16 protein-coding genes and 1 pseudogene are annotated in these 15000 nt (G+C 70.2%); 6 read left to right on the top strand and 11 right to left on the bottom strand.

Features of this window, described 5'->3' with window-relative positions:
- Window positions 1–11 precede the first annotated feature (11 nt).
- A complete protein-coding gene (rlmB, locus tag QE412_RS00085; protein WP_307478597.1) occupies window positions 12–1010 on the bottom strand; it encodes a 23S rRNA (guanosine(2251)-2'-O)-methyltransferase RlmB in 999 nt (332 codons plus the stop codon).
- Complete coding sequence (gene cysS, locus QE412_RS00080; protein ID WP_307478594.1) at window positions 1003–2397, bottom strand: cysteine--tRNA ligase; 1395 nt, start codon at window positions 2395–2397, stop codon at window positions 1003–1005. The genes rlmB and cysS overlap by 8 nt, the downstream gene beginning before the upstream one ends.
- A gap of 68 nt (window positions 2398–2465) precedes the next feature.
- Between cysS and QE412_RS00075 the strand changes: the two genes are divergently transcribed.
- Complete coding sequence (locus QE412_RS00075; RefSeq protein ID WP_307478591.1) at window positions 2466–2927, top strand: GNAT family N-acetyltransferase; 462 nt, start codon at window positions 2466–2468, stop codon at window positions 2925–2927.
- Here the strand turns inward: QE412_RS00075 and ispD are convergent.
- Window positions 2924–4123 (bottom strand): 2-C-methyl-D-erythritol 4-phosphate cytidylyltransferase, encoded by a 1200-nt coding sequence (ispD, locus tag QE412_RS00070; protein WP_307478589.1) that lies wholly within the window; start codon window positions 4121–4123, stop codon window positions 2924–2926. The genes QE412_RS00075 and ispD overlap by 4 nt on opposite strands.
- 36 nt (window positions 4124–4159) lie before the next feature.
- On the bottom strand, window positions 4160–4642 hold the full coding sequence (locus tag QE412_RS00065) for a CarD family transcriptional regulator (protein ID WP_013585821.1): 483 nt from the start codon (window positions 4640–4642) through the stop codon (window positions 4160–4162).
- 158 nt (window positions 4643–4800) lie between these two features.
- Between QE412_RS00065 and QE412_RS00060 the strand changes: the two genes are divergently transcribed.
- Window positions 4801–5361, top strand: coding sequence for a DNA modification methylase (locus tag QE412_RS00060; RefSeq protein ID WP_307478587.1), 561 nt, complete (start codon window positions 4801–4803; stop codon window positions 5359–5361).
- 58 nt (window positions 5362–5419) lie between these two features.
- Here QE412_RS00060 and QE412_RS00055 read toward each other — a convergent pair whose 3' ends face one another.
- Both QE412_RS00055 and QE412_RS00050 read right to left on the bottom strand, forming a co-directional pair.
- Entirely contained in the window at window positions 5420–6103 is a 684-nt protein-coding gene (locus QE412_RS00055) for a response regulator transcription factor (protein WP_307478585.1), read from the bottom strand.
- Window positions 6100–7314, bottom strand: coding sequence for a sensor histidine kinase (locus QE412_RS00050; RefSeq protein ID WP_307478581.1), 1215 nt, complete (start codon window positions 7312–7314; stop codon window positions 6100–6102). Before QE412_RS00050 ends, QE412_RS00055 begins: the two co-directional genes overlap by 4 nt.
- 171 nt (window positions 7315–7485) lie before the next feature.
- On the opposite strand from QE412_RS00050, the gene phoU reads away from it, so the two are divergent.
- Window positions 7486–8169 carry a phosphate signaling complex protein PhoU gene (gene phoU / locus QE412_RS00045; RefSeq protein WP_307478579.1) on the top strand — a complete coding sequence of 228 codons (684 nt, stop codon included), beginning with the start codon at window positions 7486–7488 and terminating at the stop codon, window positions 8167–8169.
- A gap of 60 nt (window positions 8170–8229) precedes the next feature.
- Here phoU and QE412_RS00040 read toward each other — a convergent pair whose 3' ends face one another.
- A complete protein-coding gene (locus QE412_RS00040) occupies window positions 8230–8982 on the bottom strand; it encodes a phosphoglyceromutase (protein ID WP_307478576.1) in 753 nt (250 codons plus the stop codon).
- On the opposite strand from QE412_RS00040, the gene QE412_RS00035 reads away from it, so the two are divergent.
- Window positions 8981–9811, top strand: a complete 831-nt coding sequence (locus QE412_RS00035; protein ID WP_307478573.1) for a class I SAM-dependent methyltransferase — start codon at window positions 8981–8983, stop codon at window positions 9809–9811. The genes QE412_RS00040 and QE412_RS00035 overlap by 2 nt on opposite strands.
- 2 nt (window positions 9812–9813) lie before the next feature.
- Here QE412_RS00035 and QE412_RS00030 read toward each other — a convergent pair whose 3' ends face one another.
- The 4 genes from QE412_RS00030 to QE412_RS00015 form a co-directional block, all read right to left on the bottom strand.
- Window positions 9814–10923, bottom strand: coding sequence for an FUSC family protein (locus QE412_RS00030; RefSeq protein WP_307478570.1), 1110 nt, complete (start codon window positions 10921–10923; stop codon window positions 9814–9816).
- Complete coding sequence (gene ygfZ, locus QE412_RS00025) at window positions 10920–12008, bottom strand: CAF17-like 4Fe-4S cluster assembly/insertion protein YgfZ (protein ID WP_307478566.1); 1089 nt, start codon at window positions 12006–12008, stop codon at window positions 10920–10922. Before ygfZ ends, QE412_RS00030 begins: the two co-directional genes overlap by 4 nt.
- A 2-nt stretch (window positions 12009–12010) precedes the next feature.
- Window positions 12011–12610 (bottom strand): FABP family protein, encoded by a 600-nt coding sequence (locus tag QE412_RS00020; RefSeq protein ID WP_307478564.1) that lies wholly within the window; start codon window positions 12608–12610, stop codon window positions 12011–12013.
- Window positions 12611–12778: 168 nt separating this feature from the next.
- Complete coding sequence (locus QE412_RS00015) at window positions 12779–13069, bottom strand: hypothetical protein (protein ID WP_307478561.1); 291 nt, start codon at window positions 13067–13069, stop codon at window positions 12779–12781.
- 115 nt (window positions 13070–13184) lie between these two features.
- Between QE412_RS00015 and QE412_RS00010 the strand changes: the two genes are divergently transcribed.
- Together QE412_RS00010 and QE412_RS00005 are read left to right on the top strand one after the other, a co-directional pair.
- Window positions 13185–13877: a winged helix-turn-helix domain-containing protein gene (locus tag QE412_RS00010; RefSeq protein WP_307478558.1), complete on the top strand. Its 693-nt coding sequence runs from the start codon at window positions 13185–13187 to the stop codon at window positions 13875–13877.
- A gap of 55 nt (window positions 13878–13932) precedes the next feature.
- Window positions 13933–15000 (top strand): annotated as a pseudogene (locus QE412_RS00005) (RNA degradosome polyphosphate kinase); the annotation flags it as partial.

Raw genomic sequence — 15000 nt, 5'->3', positions numbered from 1 at the left:
CCTCTCGATGGTCAGTCCGCGGCGCGCAACGTCGCGACCTGGTACAGGGCGACGGATGCCGCGATACCGGCGTTGAGCGATTCGGTGGCGGTGGAGATGGGGATCGACACGACCTGGTCGCAGGTCTCGGTGACCAGGCGCGACAGGCCTTTGCCTTCGGAGCCGACGACGATCACGACGGGGCGGTCGGCGAGCTCGAGCGCGGGAAGCGACACGTCGCCGTCGCCGTCGAGGCCGAGCACGAACACGCCCTGCTTCTTGAACTCCTTCAGCGTGGCGGTGAGGTTGGCCGCGAGCGCCACCGGGATGCGGGCGGCGGCTCCCGCGCTGGTCTTCCAGGCGGCGGAGTTGACACTCGCCGAACGGCGCTGCGGAATGATGAGACCCTGTCCACCGAAGGCCCCCGTCGAGCGGATGATCGCACCGAGGTTGCGCGGGTCGGTGACGCCGTCGAGGGCGACCAGCAACGGCAGCTCGCCACGGTCGATGATCTTCTCGAGCAGGTCTTGCGGGTGCGCGTAGGCGTACGGCGGAACCTTGAGCGCGACGCCCTGGTGCACGCCGTCGAACCCGGCCATGCGGTCGAGCTCGGGACGCGTGACTTCGAGCACCGGGATGCCACGGTTCGTCGCGATCGAGAGCATCTCTTTCACGCGGTCGTCCATCTCGACGCGCTGCGCGATGTAGAAAGCCGTCGCGGGGATCTTCGCCCGCAGCGCCTCGAGCACCGAGTTGCGGCCCGTGACCGTCTCGGTGTCGTCGGCGGCCTTGGGGCTCTTCCGGTTCGAGTTGCCGCCGACCGCGCGGACGCCGGGACGCCCCCTGCCTCCCGCGGCGGCATAACGCTCTTCAGCCGCTTTGCGCTTGCCTGCGGGGTGCCACGCGCGGTCCTCGGCCTTGGGGGTGGGTCCGCGCCCCTCGAGCGCCTTGCGGGAGTGCCCGCCGGTGCCCTTGAGCGGGCCCTTCTTCTTGCCGGGGTTGCGTGCGCCCGGGCGTCCTGGCTTAGGCATTGATACTCCAATGGGTTCCGGCCGGAGTGTCCTCCAGCGTGATTCCTGCGGCAGCGATGGCATCGCGGATGCGATCGGCCCCTGCCCAGTCCTTGTCGGCCCGCGCCTGCGCACGCTGGGCGATCATCGTCTGCACGAGCGCGTCGAGAGCGGCCTCGCTGGATCCGGTCGCGGTGGCGGGCTCGTCGGCATCCAGTCCGAGGATGCCGAGCATGGCGGCGACCGAGCGATGAGCCGCGATCGCGGCGTCGAGGTCGCCGGCGTCGAGAGCCACGTTGCCCGAGCGCACCGTCTCGTGCAGCACGGCGAGCGCCTGGGGCACACCGAGGTCGTCGTCCATCGCGGCCTCGAAAGCCGAGGGCACTTCACCCGCCACGATCACGAGCGGGTCGGCATCGGCGGCCCGCAGCACGCGCTGCCGGAACGTGGCGATGCGCTCGAGCGCGCTGGCGGCCTCGGCGAACGCACGATCGGAGATGTCGAGGTTCGAGCGGTAGTGCGCCGCGGCGAGCGCGTACCGCACCACCCGGGGGTCGTGCTGGGCGAGCACCTCGTCGGCAAGGGTGAAGTTGCCGAGCGACTTCGACATCTTCTGCCCGTCGACGGTGACCAGGCCGTTGTGCACCCAGTAGCGCGCGAAGGCGTCTCCCGCAGCGGTCGACTGGGCGATCTCGTTCTCGTGGTGGGGGAAGCGCAGGTCGAGCCCCCCGCCGTGGATGTCGAACTCCGGCCCCAGGTAGCGGCGCGACATCGCCGAGCACTCGATGTGCCAACCGGGTCGGCCGTCGCCCCACGGCGACGCCCAGGTCGCCGACGCCGGCTCGCCCTCTTTCGCGCCCTTCCACAGGGCGAAGTCGCGGGGGTCGCGCTTGCCGCGCGGGTCGGCGTCGGCGGCGGGCTCCATGGCATCCAGGCTCTGCCGGGTCAGCTCGCCGTAGGCGGGCCAGGACCGCACGTCGAAGTACACGTCTCCCGCCGCGGCGTAGGCATGCCCGCGGTCGATGAGCTCGGCGATGAGTTCCTGCATCTGGGTGACGGAGGCGGTGGCTCGCGGCTCGTAGGTGGGCGGGAGGATGCCGACGGTCGCGTACGCCCGAGAGAACGCCAGCTCCATGCGGTAGGCGAGCGCCCACCAGGGTTCGGCCGCGGTGGCATTCGCGAGCACCTTGTCGTCGATGTCGGTGACGTTTCGCACGAACGTGACGCGACCGAAACGGTGCGTGAGCCAGCGACGCAGCAGGTCGAAGGCGAGGGCCGCGCGCACGTGCCCGATGTGCGGGCCCGACTGCACGGTGGGGCCGCAGACGTACATGGTGACGTTCGAGGGGTCGAGAGGGGTGAAGTCGCGCAGGGCCTGCGCCTTCGTGTCGTACAGCCGAACAGTCACCTTCCCAGCCTACCGGCCGGCCCCGACGACGACCCGTGCGCGAAACATGGGGTGGGTAGTGTTCGCACGTGCCCCTTCTCATCCGCCCCGACGACCTCACCGGCGAAGCCACGCGCGCCCTCGTGGCCGCTCACCTGGCGGGCATGCTCGAGAACACCCCCGTCGAGAGCATGCACGCCCTCGACGCCGACCGGCTCATGGCCGACGGCATCACCGTGTGGTCGGCGTGGGTCGACGACGAGCTCGCGGGCATCGGCGCGTGCAAAGACCTCGGCGACCACCGCGCCGAGCTGAAGTCGATGCGCGTCGTGTCGTCGTTCCTCGGTCAGGGCATCGGCCGCGCCATTCTGCGCCACATCGTCGAGGATGCCGAGGAGCGCGGCATCCGCAGCCTCTGGCTCGAGACGGGCAGCACCGACGACTTCCTCGCCGCGCGCCGCCTCTATGCCAGCGAGGGCTTCCGCGAATGCCCGGCCTTTCCGCCGTACGAGCCCGACCCCCTGTCCACCTTCATGACCCGGGACCTCTAGAGGGGCACGATCAGCGCGGTCGCGAAAGCGGCGACGCCCTCGCTGCGACCGGTGAAGCCGAGGCCGTCTGTCGTCGTCGCGCTCACCGCCACGGGAGCACCGCTCAACGCCGTCGAGAGCACCTGCTCGGCCTCGACCCGGCGGGCGGCGAAGCGCGGGCGGTTCGCCTGCACCTGCACCGCGACATTGCCGACACGCCAGCCCGCATCGCGCAGCAGCGCGACGGTGTGGTTCAGGAATGCGTCGGCGTGAGCGCCGGCGAACTGCGGGCGATCGGTGCCGAAGTGCGTGCCGATGTCGCCGAGGCCCGCCGCCGAGAGCAGCGCATCGACGATGGCGTGCGCGACGGCGTCACCGTCGGAGTGACCCGACAACGCGGTCTCGCCCGGCCACTCGAGGCCGGCCAGCCACAGAGCGCCCTCTCCCCCGAACGCGTGCACGTCGGTCCCGAGCCCCACGCGCGGCAGAGCGGGGGGCGCCGTCGGATCGTCGGTCGCCGCGGCGTGCGGTGCGACGAGCGCCCGCGCCCGTTCGAGGTCGGGCGCCGTCGTGATCTTGAACGAGAGGGCATCGCCCTCGACCGTGACGACGGTGTGTCCCGCGGACGCGACCACCGACGCGTCGTCGGTGTGATCGGCGGTCGCGGCGGCCACCGCGGCCGCGAGCACGCTCCGACGAAAACCCTGGGGCGTCTGGGCGGCGGCGAGCTCGGAACGGTCGACGCCCCCGACGACGTGCCCCGCAACGTCGACGCGCTTGATGGTGTCGACGACGGGCACGGTGGGGATGGCCGCAGCGGCACCGGCGGCGACGGCATCGAAGACTCGCTCGAAGACGACGGGAGGGGTGAGAGCGCGAGCCGCGTCATGCACGAGCACGATGTCGACACCGTCGTCGAGGGCGGCGAGACCGGCGGCGACCGACCCCTGGCGCGACGCGCCTCCGGTCACCACGGACACCGTGACATCATGACCACCCGCCGTCGCCACCGCGGCGCGCGCCGCGTTCTCGTACCCGGCGGGGACGACGATGACGACCTGCGCCGACGGACCGGCGAAGACACCCCGAAGGGCGTGGTGCAGAATGCTGTGCTCGCCGAGCGGAACGAAGGCTTTCGGCGCGCCGCCGTTCAGACGAGTGCCCGAGCCGGCGGCGACGACGACGACAGCGAGACGCGATGCAGGGGTGGGAATCACCCGTTCACGCTAGCGCGGTCGACGGCGACCACGACGTCAGGAAGCGAGGACCTCGTCGAGCACGACACTCGCGCGGTCTTCGTCGGTCTTCTCGGCGAGAGCGAGCTCCGACACGAGGATCTGACGCGCCTTGGCGAGCATGCGCTTCTCGCCGGCGGACAGGCCGCGGTCCTGATCGCGGCGCCACAGGTCGCGCACGACCTCGCTGACCTTGATGACGTCGCCCGATGCGAGCTTCTCGAGGTTCGCCTTGTAACGACGCGACCAGTTGGTGGGTTCCTCGGTGAAGGGCGCACGCAGCACGTCGAAGACGCGGTCGAGACCTTCCTTGCCGATCACGTCGCGAACGCCGACCAGGTCGACATTGTCGGCCGGGACCTCGATGACGAGGTCTCCCTGCGTGACGTTGAGCTTCAAGTACTTCTTCGTCTCGCCCTTGATGACGCGTTCTTTGACCTCGATGATCGTGGCCGCGCCATGGTGCGGGTAAACGACGGTCTCGCCAACCTCAAAAAGCATGGAGTTATGTCCTTTCGGCAACATCCAGGATACCACAGGCCAGGATGCGCTAAGGTTCCGCCCACCCCGGCACTGCTCCCTCCGCGCGTGCGAGGGCGAGGCTCCACCGCCGAACCCGTAGGATGAAGACGATGTCGTCTGTCGATTCTGGAGGATCCGTGAAAACGCGCCTGATCGCGTCCATCGCCGTGGGTGCCGCCGTCGTGCTGGGCACGACTGGATGCAACATCCTCGCCCCGCAGGCGACCACCATCGACTACTCCGCGTCCGACGGGATCAACGTCCCCGCGCAGTCCGGGCCGCTCGCCGTGCGCAACGCGCTGATCGTGGCCAACGAAGACGGCACCGTGGGCAACTTCGTCGCCGCCATCGTCAACGACACCACCGACGCGCAGACGCTGCGCATCGAGGTCGGCCAGGGTTCGTCGGCGGTCCGTTCGTCGGTGAACGTCGCGGCCGGACGCACCCTCAGCCTCGGCGACTACACCGACGGTGTCGAGCCGCTGCGCCTGGACGGCATCGAGGCGGTCCCCGGCTCCACCGTGCCGGTGTACTTCCAGTCCGGTGACGGCGAGGGCGCGCTCATGCAAGTACCCGTCCTCGACGGCGCCCTCGCGTACCTGTCGCCGCTCGCGCCGACGGCCACGCCGTCGCCGTCACTGACGACCGTACCGACGGCGACGCCCACGCCGACACCCAGCGCGACCCCCTCGTCCTGAACGAACGACGAAGGCGCCGACGATCACATCGTCGGCGCCTTCGTCGTTCGCGGGCGGATCAGGCCTCGAAGCGGTACCCCAGTCCTCGCACGGTCACGAGCATGGTGGGCTCGCTCGGATTCTGCTCGATCCGCGAACGGATGCGCTTGATGTGCACGTCGAGGGTCTTGGTGTCGCCGAAGTAGTCGGTGCCCCACACCCGGTCGATCAGCTGACCGCGGGTGAGCACGCGACCGGCGTTGCGCATGAGCACCTCGAGCAGCTCGAACTCCTTGAGCGGGATGTTGATCTCGCCGCCGTCGACGGCGACGGTGTGCCGATCGATGTCGAGCACGACCCGCCCGCCACTGAGGACCCGGTCGTCGAGGTCGTCCTCATCGGGCGTACGGCGACGCAGGACCGCCCGCATCCTCGCCAGCAGCTCGCGAGTCGAGTACGGCTTGGTGACGTAGTCGTCGGCCCCCAGCTCGAGCCCCACGACGATGTCGACCTCCGAGTCCTTGGCGGTCAGCATGATGATCGGCACCTGCGAGGTCAGCCGCAGCTGCCGGCACACCTCGGTGCCCGGCATCCCCGGCAGCATCAGGTCGAGCAGCAGGAGGTCGGCGCCGCGTTCGCGGAAGGCGGCCAGGGCGAGGGATCCATCCTCGGCGATCTCGACCTCGTAGCCCTCTCGGCGCAGCAGATAGGCCAGAGGGTCGGCGAGGTCGGGCTCGTCCTCGACGATCAGAACGCGGGTCATGCGGTGTCTCCCTTCACGGGTGGGTTCTGCGCGCCGGCGGCCTTGCGGCCCTTGCGACGCGGCTTCGTACGAGTGGTGTCGACGTCGGGCGCCTCCGACAACGGCAGGCGGATCGTGAAGGTCGATCCGCGGTCGGGCCGCGACCACAGCCGCACCTCGCCCCCGTGACGCTGCACGGCGTGCTTGACGATGGAGAGTCCCAGTCCGGTGCCGCCCGTGCGCCGCGACCGGGCCTGATCGGCGCGGTAGAAACGCTCGAACACCCGCGCCTGATCGGCCTCGGGAATGCCGATCCCCCGATCCGTCACCGCGATCTCGACGACGGCGTCGTCGAGCTTCACGCCGATGCCCACCTTCGACCCCTGCGGGGAGTACGCGATGGCGTTGGCGACGAGGTTGCCGACCGCCTCGGTGAGGATCTGGGGCTCTCCCCGCACCCACAGCCCCTTGGTGCCCCCGCGCACCACGGTCACCTGAGCCTGATCTGCCTGGACGGTATGCGCTTCGACGGCCGAGGTGACGACCTCGTCGATCGACACGTCGCGGACGTCTCGCAACTCGTCGGACGCTTGCAGACGCGACAGGTTGAGGATGCGGTTGACGAGGCCGCCGAGACGCGTCACCTCGGCCTGCAGGCGGCTGGCGAAGTGCCGCACCTGCGCCGGGTCGTCGGCCGCCGACTCGATGGCCTCGGCCAGCAGGCTCACCGCCCCCACAGGGGTCTTGAGCTCATGACTGGTGTTGGCGACGAAGTCCCGACGCATCTCTTCGACGCGCTCGCGCTCGGTGATGTCGCGCAGCACCAGCAGGGCCAGCCGGCCCGAGATCGGCGTCGCGCGCACGGCGACGAGTCGAGGTTCGGCGGGTGCGGCGCCTCGACGCAGCCTCAGGTTCTCGCTGATACCGGCCCCGGTGTCGCGTGCGACCCGGGCCACGCGGCGGAGGTCGTCGCTCTTGATGACCTCGCCGGCCTGCAGACCGAACACCTCGGCCGGGGGCGAAAGGGCCAGCACCGTCGACGACATGTCGCAGACGATCGCCGGATCGTCCATGGCCCCCAGCATCGACGCGATGCCCTCGGGGACGTCGACCGACGTCTGCGACATCGAGCGGTTGCGAGCCCGGAGAGCAAGCACGAGCAGACCGACCACAGAGGCTCCGACGACGAGCCCGACGAGGAGCGCGAGCAGCGAGAGCTGCGTGTGTTGCATGGCTCCAGCGTAAAGCCGCCGATGTGACGTCACCCGCCGTTCACCCCCGGCGGACTCCCGTCAACGGCTACTATTCACTGTCACTGCACCACTCGTTAACCTTCGCTCGGAAGAATTCCCGAAGGTCGCGGGACGTATGTGTGCCGTGCCGCCGACGAGGAAGGTACCGCGATGCGCGAAGTATTCCATCAGTCCCTCGAGGACGTCCAAAGCCGCTTGGTCGAGATCGCCGACCTCGTCACGATCGCGATCGACCGCGCGACACGCGCGTTCGGAACGAGCGATGTCGCCCTGGCCGAAGAGGTCATCGAGGCCGACGCGATCATCGACGAGAAGGCGTTCGAGCTCGACGAGCTGGCGATCGAGATCCTCGCCCGCCAGCAGCCGGTCGCCCGCGATCTGCGCATCGTCGTCACGGCGCTGCGCGTGAGCGCCTCGCTCGAGCGCATGGGCGACATGGCGGAGCACATCGCTCAGCTCGCGCGCTCGCGCTTCCCCGAGCGCGCCGTCCCGCGCGGGCTCAAGACCACGTTCACCCGCATGGGCGAGCTCGACGTCGAAGTGTCGCGTCGCCTCGCCGAGCTTCTGCGCACGCAGGACCTGCGTATCGCCGACCAGATCCGCAACGCCGACGACGACATCGACGAGCTGCACGTCAGCGTCTTCGAGAAGGTCCTGGGCGACACCTGGAAGGGCGAGGCCACCGCGACCGTCGACGCCACGCTCGCCAGCCGTTACCACGAGCGCTTCGCCGACCACGCGGTCTCGGTGGCGAAGAAGGTCGTCTACCTCGCCACCGGCGACTGGGCCGGAGCCGACGACGAGACCGAGCACGAGCACGTCCCGACGATCTGAGCGCGAGACGCGAAAGAGGGTGGCTGCCGATCGGCATCCACCCTCTTCTCGTGCGTGAGGTCAGTGCTTGTTGCCCTGCGCGGCGACGGCGGCGGCACCGGCGGCCGCAGCCTCGGGGTCGAGGTACTCGCCCGGGCCCAGAGGCTTCAGGTCGGCGTCGAGGCGGTAGACCAGCGGAATACCGGTGGGGATGTTCAGCTCGGCGATGTCCGCGTCGCTGATGCCCTCGAGGTGCTTGACCAGACCGCGCAGCGAGTTGCCGTGCGCGGTGACGAGCACGGTCTTGCCCGCCTGCAGGTCGGGGACGATGTCGCTGTGCCAATAGGGCAGCATGCGGTCGATGACGATCTTCAGCGACTCGGTGTCGGGCACCTCGCCGTCGATGCCGACGTAGCGGGGGTCGCCGACCTGGCTGTACTGGTCGTCGGCGGGCAGCGGCGGCGGCGGCACATCGAACGAGCGGCGCCACAGCATGAACTGCTCGTTGCCGAACTCCTCGAGCGTCTGCGCCTTGTCTTTGCCCTGCAGGGCGCCGTAGTGACGCTCGTTCAGACGCCACGACCGCTTGACGGGGATCCACAGGCGGTCGGCCGCATCGAGTGCGATGTTGGCCGTCTGGATGGCGCGGCTGAGCACCGAGGTGTGCAGCACGTCGGGCAGGACCCCGGACTCCTTGAGCAGCTCGCCGCCGCGCTGGGCCTCGGCCTTGCCCTGGTCGGTGAGTCGGACGTCGACCCAGCCGGTGAACTGGTTGGTCTTGTTCCACTCGCTCTGCCCGTGGCGGAGGAGGATCAGCGTGTGAGGCGCGGTCATGCCTCCATGTTATCGAGGCGCGCGGTGGGATCATGTTCCGGTGACCCCCTCCCCCGTCGGCCGCCCCACGCGCGGGACGACCGGCGTGAACCGCCTTCGGCGGGTGGACCGGTGGATCGCCCGACACCCGGTGCTGCGCCGCACCGATGATCCCCTCGTCGTCGACCTCGGCTTCGGCGCGAGCGCCGTGACGCCCCTCGAACTGCACGCGCGCCTGACCTCGCAGCGACCGGACAGCGTCGTCGTGGGCCTCGAGATCGATCCCGACCGGGTCGCCCGGGCCCGGGCGCAGGCCGAGGGCGTCGCGGGCGTCAGCTTCGCCCGCGGCGGTTTCGAGGTTCCGCTGCCCGGAGGCAGGCGACCGGCCGTCATCCGGGCGATGAACGTGCTGCGCCAGTACGACGAGAGCGATGTCGCCGATGCATGGGCGCTCATGTGTGCACGACTGCAGCCGGACGGCATCCTGGTCGAAGGCACGTGCGACGAGATCGGGCGCATCGTCACGTGGGCAGAGATCGGGGCGGATGCCGTGCCTCGAAGCCTCACGATCTCGCTGCGCCTGGCGGGGCTGGACTCCCCCGCCGTCGCGGCCGAGCGTCTGCCGAAGGCCCTGATCCATCGCAACGTCGCGGGGGAACGCGTGCACGAGTTCGTGGCATCCCTCGATCGCGAGTGGACGCGCGCCGCCGCCGTGGCCCCGTTCGGCCCCGTTCATCGGTGGCGCACGGCCCTGCTCGCCCTCACCGACGCCGGCTGGCCACTGCTGCGCCGCGAGCGGTGGCGATTGGGCGAAGTGGGTGTCGCGTGGGAGGCCGTCGCCCCGGGCTGAGCTCAGATGCGCGGCAGCAGAGCCCGCGCCTCGGCCGAGGACATTCCCGTCGCCACGAGCAGGTCGACCGCGAGCGGCCGCATCGCGGCGAGGAGGTTCAGCTCGCCGACGCCGCCGCCCGGAAGGAGAGCGACCGGGTCCAGCCGCACCGTGATGGCCACGACCGCGGCGCGGGCGGCGGGCTCGAGCGAGACGTCGTCGAGGCTGTCGCGGAGCAGCCCCGCCGCGCGAGCGAGCTCGGCGAGCAGGTCGGCCGGCACCGGGCGCGCCTCGCCGTCGGCGCACAGATAGGCGGCACGGCGGGCCACCACGCGCAGATTGCGGGTGGCGAGGTCGAGCGCTTCCCGCACGCGGGCGTGCCGGAGCAGTTCGGCACGCTGACGCCTGAGGAAGGGCGAGATCCGCGCCACTTCGCGTCCGGACTCCAGCGAGCCGCTCCACGCGTCGACGTAGGTCTGCAGTGAGCGTGCGCGCTCGAGGCCGCGTTCGGCTCGGGCGCGATCACCCCTGCGCAGGGCCCGCACGATCGTCTCCATCGCCGTGTCCATCGCATCGAACAACTCGTCGGCGTCGCGCAGCTCGGTGCGCCGCAGGGTGCGCGGGATGAGAGCCGTCACGATCAGGGCTGCGACACCGCCGATCGCACCGTCGATCAGGCGCAGGAACGGCACGCCCGAGATCAGCACCAGGGCGATCAGCGACTGCACCACGGCCGCCAGGGCGAACCCCGGCTGCGGCGAGAGAAAGCGGGCCACCACGAGCGTGGCCGACATCGCCACCGCGATCTGCCACCATCCACTGCCCGCCACGACCAGCACGACCTCGGCGATCAGGATGCCCACGAGCATGCCTATGACGGTCTCGGCAACCCGCCAGGGGCGCGCATCGCGCACGAGTCCGAGGCTGGAGACCGTCACGGTCGCCGCCAACAACGGCACCGAGTGCCCGAGCACGAAGTGGGCGAACGAGTACGCCGCCGTGGCCGCCACGACGATCTGCAGGATCGCCGGCAGCGACTCGCGCACGCGGACGACACGGCGCCCGAGGGTGGTGCGCAACCGCGATTGCGGGATGACCACCCCGACCGTCGTCGAGGACTCCTCGGTGCTCATTCCGCGGCGCGGCGGCGACCCAGACGCGGCAGCCGCGGGACCGCGGCGGTCGCCCCGGCATCGGCCGGCACGATCGTCTCGGCGGCTGCAGCGATCGCCCCGTCGGCGGTGTCGACGACGAGGGGAACCCCCTCGGGCGCGGTGCGCTTCACGAGCGCGAGGGCGATGGGGCCTTCTTCGTGGTGCACGGCCACCGAGGTGACCGCACCGATGACCGTGTCGCCGGCGCGCACGACATCGCCGCGCACCGGAAGAACGCTGTCGCTGCCATCGAGCTGCAGCGCTACGACGCGCCGCGGCGGATGGCCCAGGTTGTGCACCTTCGCGACCGTCTCCTGGCCGCGGTAGCAGCCCTTCGACAGGTGCACGGCCGTGCGCAGCCAGTCCATCTCGTGCGGGAGCAGGCGCTCGTCGGCATCGACGCCCACACGAGGGCGCCACGCAGCCACGCGGAGGGCTTCGACCGCCTCGCGACCGGCGAAGGCGACCTCTCCCGCGACGGCCGCCGCGATCAGACGGTCGAGCTCGACGGCATCCACGATCGCCTCCGCCCAGTCACGGTCCACACCGGGGTGGGGTTCGACGCGGGCGTACGCCCACCCTCCCGGAGCGACATCGGGCCACGGGTCGACCCACACCGGCGCGACGGTGCGCAGAGCAGCGACCGCAGCGCGCGTGCCGCCGACCACCGAGACCTCATCCGAACGGTCGCGGACCTCGACCCGCAAACGAAAGCGCATGCGAGTCAGCCACGACGCGAGGGCCTCGGCATCGGTGGCATCCACGATCAGCCAGGTGGTCTCACCGTCGTCGACGACCGACGCGGCGTGCTCGACGCGCCCCTGCGGGTCGAGGATCAGCAGCTCGGTCGATACCCCCGGCGCCAGATGCGTCAGCGCCTGCGATGACAGGGAGTCGAGCCAGCTGCGGCGATCTTCGCCCGACACCGTGATGACCCGCCGCTCGCCCAGCGGAGCCAGGGCCGAGCCCGACGCCAGCCGGCGCTGCTCCGCCACCGGCGACCCGACGTGACGCAGGCCCGCGTCGTCGACGACGGCACCGGGGACGTCCGACAGCGCAGCCACGGTCACTCCGCCCGGGCGAGACGCGCCGACGCGTGCGAACCGAGCTCACGGCCGAACGCGGCGATATCCCACGCCCACAGAAGGTGATTGTCGACGAGGCCGTACAGGCGCGTCGCAGCGGCATAGGGCTTGGCGCCGGCGGTGCGCACCACGGCATCCGTCGCGAGGTCGATGCGGGGACCCTTCACCTGCCCGATGTACAGCTCGAGGATGCCGTCGGCGTGGGCGAGGCTCACCTCGACGTCGAACCCACCGTCGGCGTTGCGCAGAGCCTCGACGTCGTCGGCCGTGCGCACCACGGGCGGGGCCGTCGCCGGCAGGAGCGCCGGACCGGCATCCGCGTCGCCGACCGGGCGCGCCAGCCGCCAGTACCCGATCTCGGAGACGAGCGGACGCCGCTCGTCTGCGTCGAGGAGCCATGCCTCGGCCGAGTAGTTCAGGAATGCGCCCCCGTCATGACTGAAGCTGACGCGATGGCTGAACTCGCCCGAGAACGTACGGCCGTCTGCGTCGTAGTCGATGACGCCGGTCCCCTCCCACACGCCGATGAGCCACGACAGCGGGACGAGGTCGGCGGGGAGGTCGGTCGGAATCTCGATCACGACGCGCTCAGCGCTGGCCGCGGTAGAGGTTCCAGATGACCGTTCCGGAGACGAACGCGATGGCGAGGGAGGCGAGACCGAGCAGTCCCACGAAGAACAGTTCGAGCGCGAGGAGGTCCATGGGCCAACTCTACCGGGCGACGACGGCGACCAGGTCGGATCGCACGCTCACGCGCCGACGAGAGCTGCCAGGGCGAAGCCCCCGGTGATGAGTCCCAGCACGAGAAGCGCGCCCAATGAGCTGAGGGCCATGCGCTGGATGAATGCCTGCGAGCGGCCGTACCAGAGCTGAATGGCGAACGCGACGATCACGCAGACGCCGAGGGAGACCGTGATCCACTCCGCCCGCCAGCCCGCCGGCGCGAACACGCCGATGAGCACTCCCGCGACCACCGCGAGCGCCCAGACCGCGACGACACCGCCGAAGGTTCGGCGCGGTGCGAGGTCGGGTGTGGACATGTGCCCATCATCGCGCAGGACCGGCCTCCGACGCGAGCACGATGCCGATGACGTCGGTCGGCCCTGCCTGACCCTAAGATGGGCGGGTGCGCGGCAGGCCGCGCGGGAGGTCCGTTTGGCACAGCTCTTGGTTCTCAGCTCCGCACCCGGCGGCGGCGCTGCTCTGCCTGCGCTCGAACTGCTCAGCCACCGCGTTCGTCAGATCCCGGCCGAGCCCGCGCAACTGGTGAACGCCCCCAGCGCCGACGTGGTCTTCATCGACGCACGTCTCGATCTCGTCGGCGCCAAGTCGCTGTGCAAGATCCTCTCCACCACCGGCAGCGAGGCCCCCCTCGTGCTGATCGTGACCGAGGGAGGCCTCACGGCCGTCTCGACCGACTGGGGCATCGACGACGTCGTGCTCGTCGGCGCCGGTCCCGCCGAGATCGACGCGCGCATCCGCCTGGCGATGGGCCGGCGCGCCGCGGATCAGGTGACGACGCGCATCCAGACATCCGGCATCTCGATCGACGAGTCGTCGTACTCGGCGAAGGTCCACGGCAAACCGCTCGACCTCACGTACAAGGAGTTCCAGCTCCTGCACTTCTTCGCCACGCACCCCTCGCGGGTCTTCACCCGCGAGCAGTTGCTCAGCGAGGTGTGGGGTTACGACTACTTCGGCGGCACGCGCACCGTCGACGTGCACGTGCGCCGACTCCGGGCCAAGCTGGGCGATCTCGAGCAGCTGATCGGTACCGTGCGCAACGTCGGCTATCGATTCAACGTCTACGAAGACGACCAGGCGTCCGTAGCGGCAACCGGATCCTGAATCGCACGAAGGGCGTGTTCACGTGCGCGTCACCGTCCCCTGCAATGATGAGGGAATGATGGAACACGACGCGCTGGATGCGGGCCTCGGCGACGCCGACGACGACGACTTCGACGAAGCCGTCGAAGCGATCGACGATCAGCTTCCCGACCACCGGTACCTCGATCGCGAGCTCAGCTGGCTCGCGTTCAACCAGCGGGTGCTCGAGCTCGCCGAAGACCCGACGGTCCCGGTGCTGGAGCGCGCCAACTTCCTCGCGATCTTCGCGAGCAACCTCGACGAGTTCTTCATGGTGCGCGTGGCGGGTCTCAAGCGCCGCATCGTCACCGGCCTCGCCGTTCCCACCAACGTCGGACGCGCACCGCTCGACGTGCTCGCCGATATCTCGGCCGAAGCCCACCGCCTGCAGCTCCGTCATGCCGCGGCGTGGACCGACAAGGTGCGTCCGGCCCTAGCCGACGCAGGCATCGAGGTCGTCACGTGGGATTCGCTCGACGACGACACCGCAGCTCGCCTCACCGAGTACTTCCAGCGCAACGTCTTCCCCGTGCTGATGCCCCTCGCCGTCGATCCGGCGCACCCGTTCCCCTACATCTCCGGCCTTTCGCTCAACCTGGCGATCCGCATCCGCAACGCCCGCACCGGTCGGCAGGAGTTCGCCCGTCTCAAGGTGCCCCCGATGCTGCCGCGCTTCGTCGAGGTGCCCGGCGAGGCGCCCGGCGTGCGATACCTGCCCCTCGAGGAGCTCATCTCCAACCACCTCGACGACCTCTTCCCGGGGATGGAGGTGCTCGACCACCACGCGTTCCGGCTGACCCGCAACGAAGACATGACGATCGAAGAGGATGAGACCGAGAACCTCATCCAGGCGCTCGAGGCCGAGCTGCTGCGTCGCCGTTTCGGCCCGCCCATCCGCCTCGAGATCACCGAGGACATGGACGACCTCACGCGGTCGCTGCTGCTGAGCGAGCTCGACATCACCGAGCAAGAGGTCTACCGCCTGCCGGGCGCCCTCGACCTGCGCGGCCTGTTCGACCTCTCGCGCATCGACCGCCCCGACCTGCACTACCCCCCGCACGTGCCCAAGACCGCGGTGGCGTTCCAGCCGGCGGAGCAGAACGGG

It is taken from the genome of Microbacterium trichothecenolyticum, from assembly GCF_030818955.1.
Classification (GTDB): Bacteria; Actinomycetota; Actinomycetes; order Actinomycetales; family Microbacteriaceae; genus Microbacterium; species Microbacterium trichothecenolyticum_B.
The sequence above is the reverse complement of the archived record's forward strand: the minus strand, read 5'-3'. Positions and strand labels throughout refer to the sequence as shown.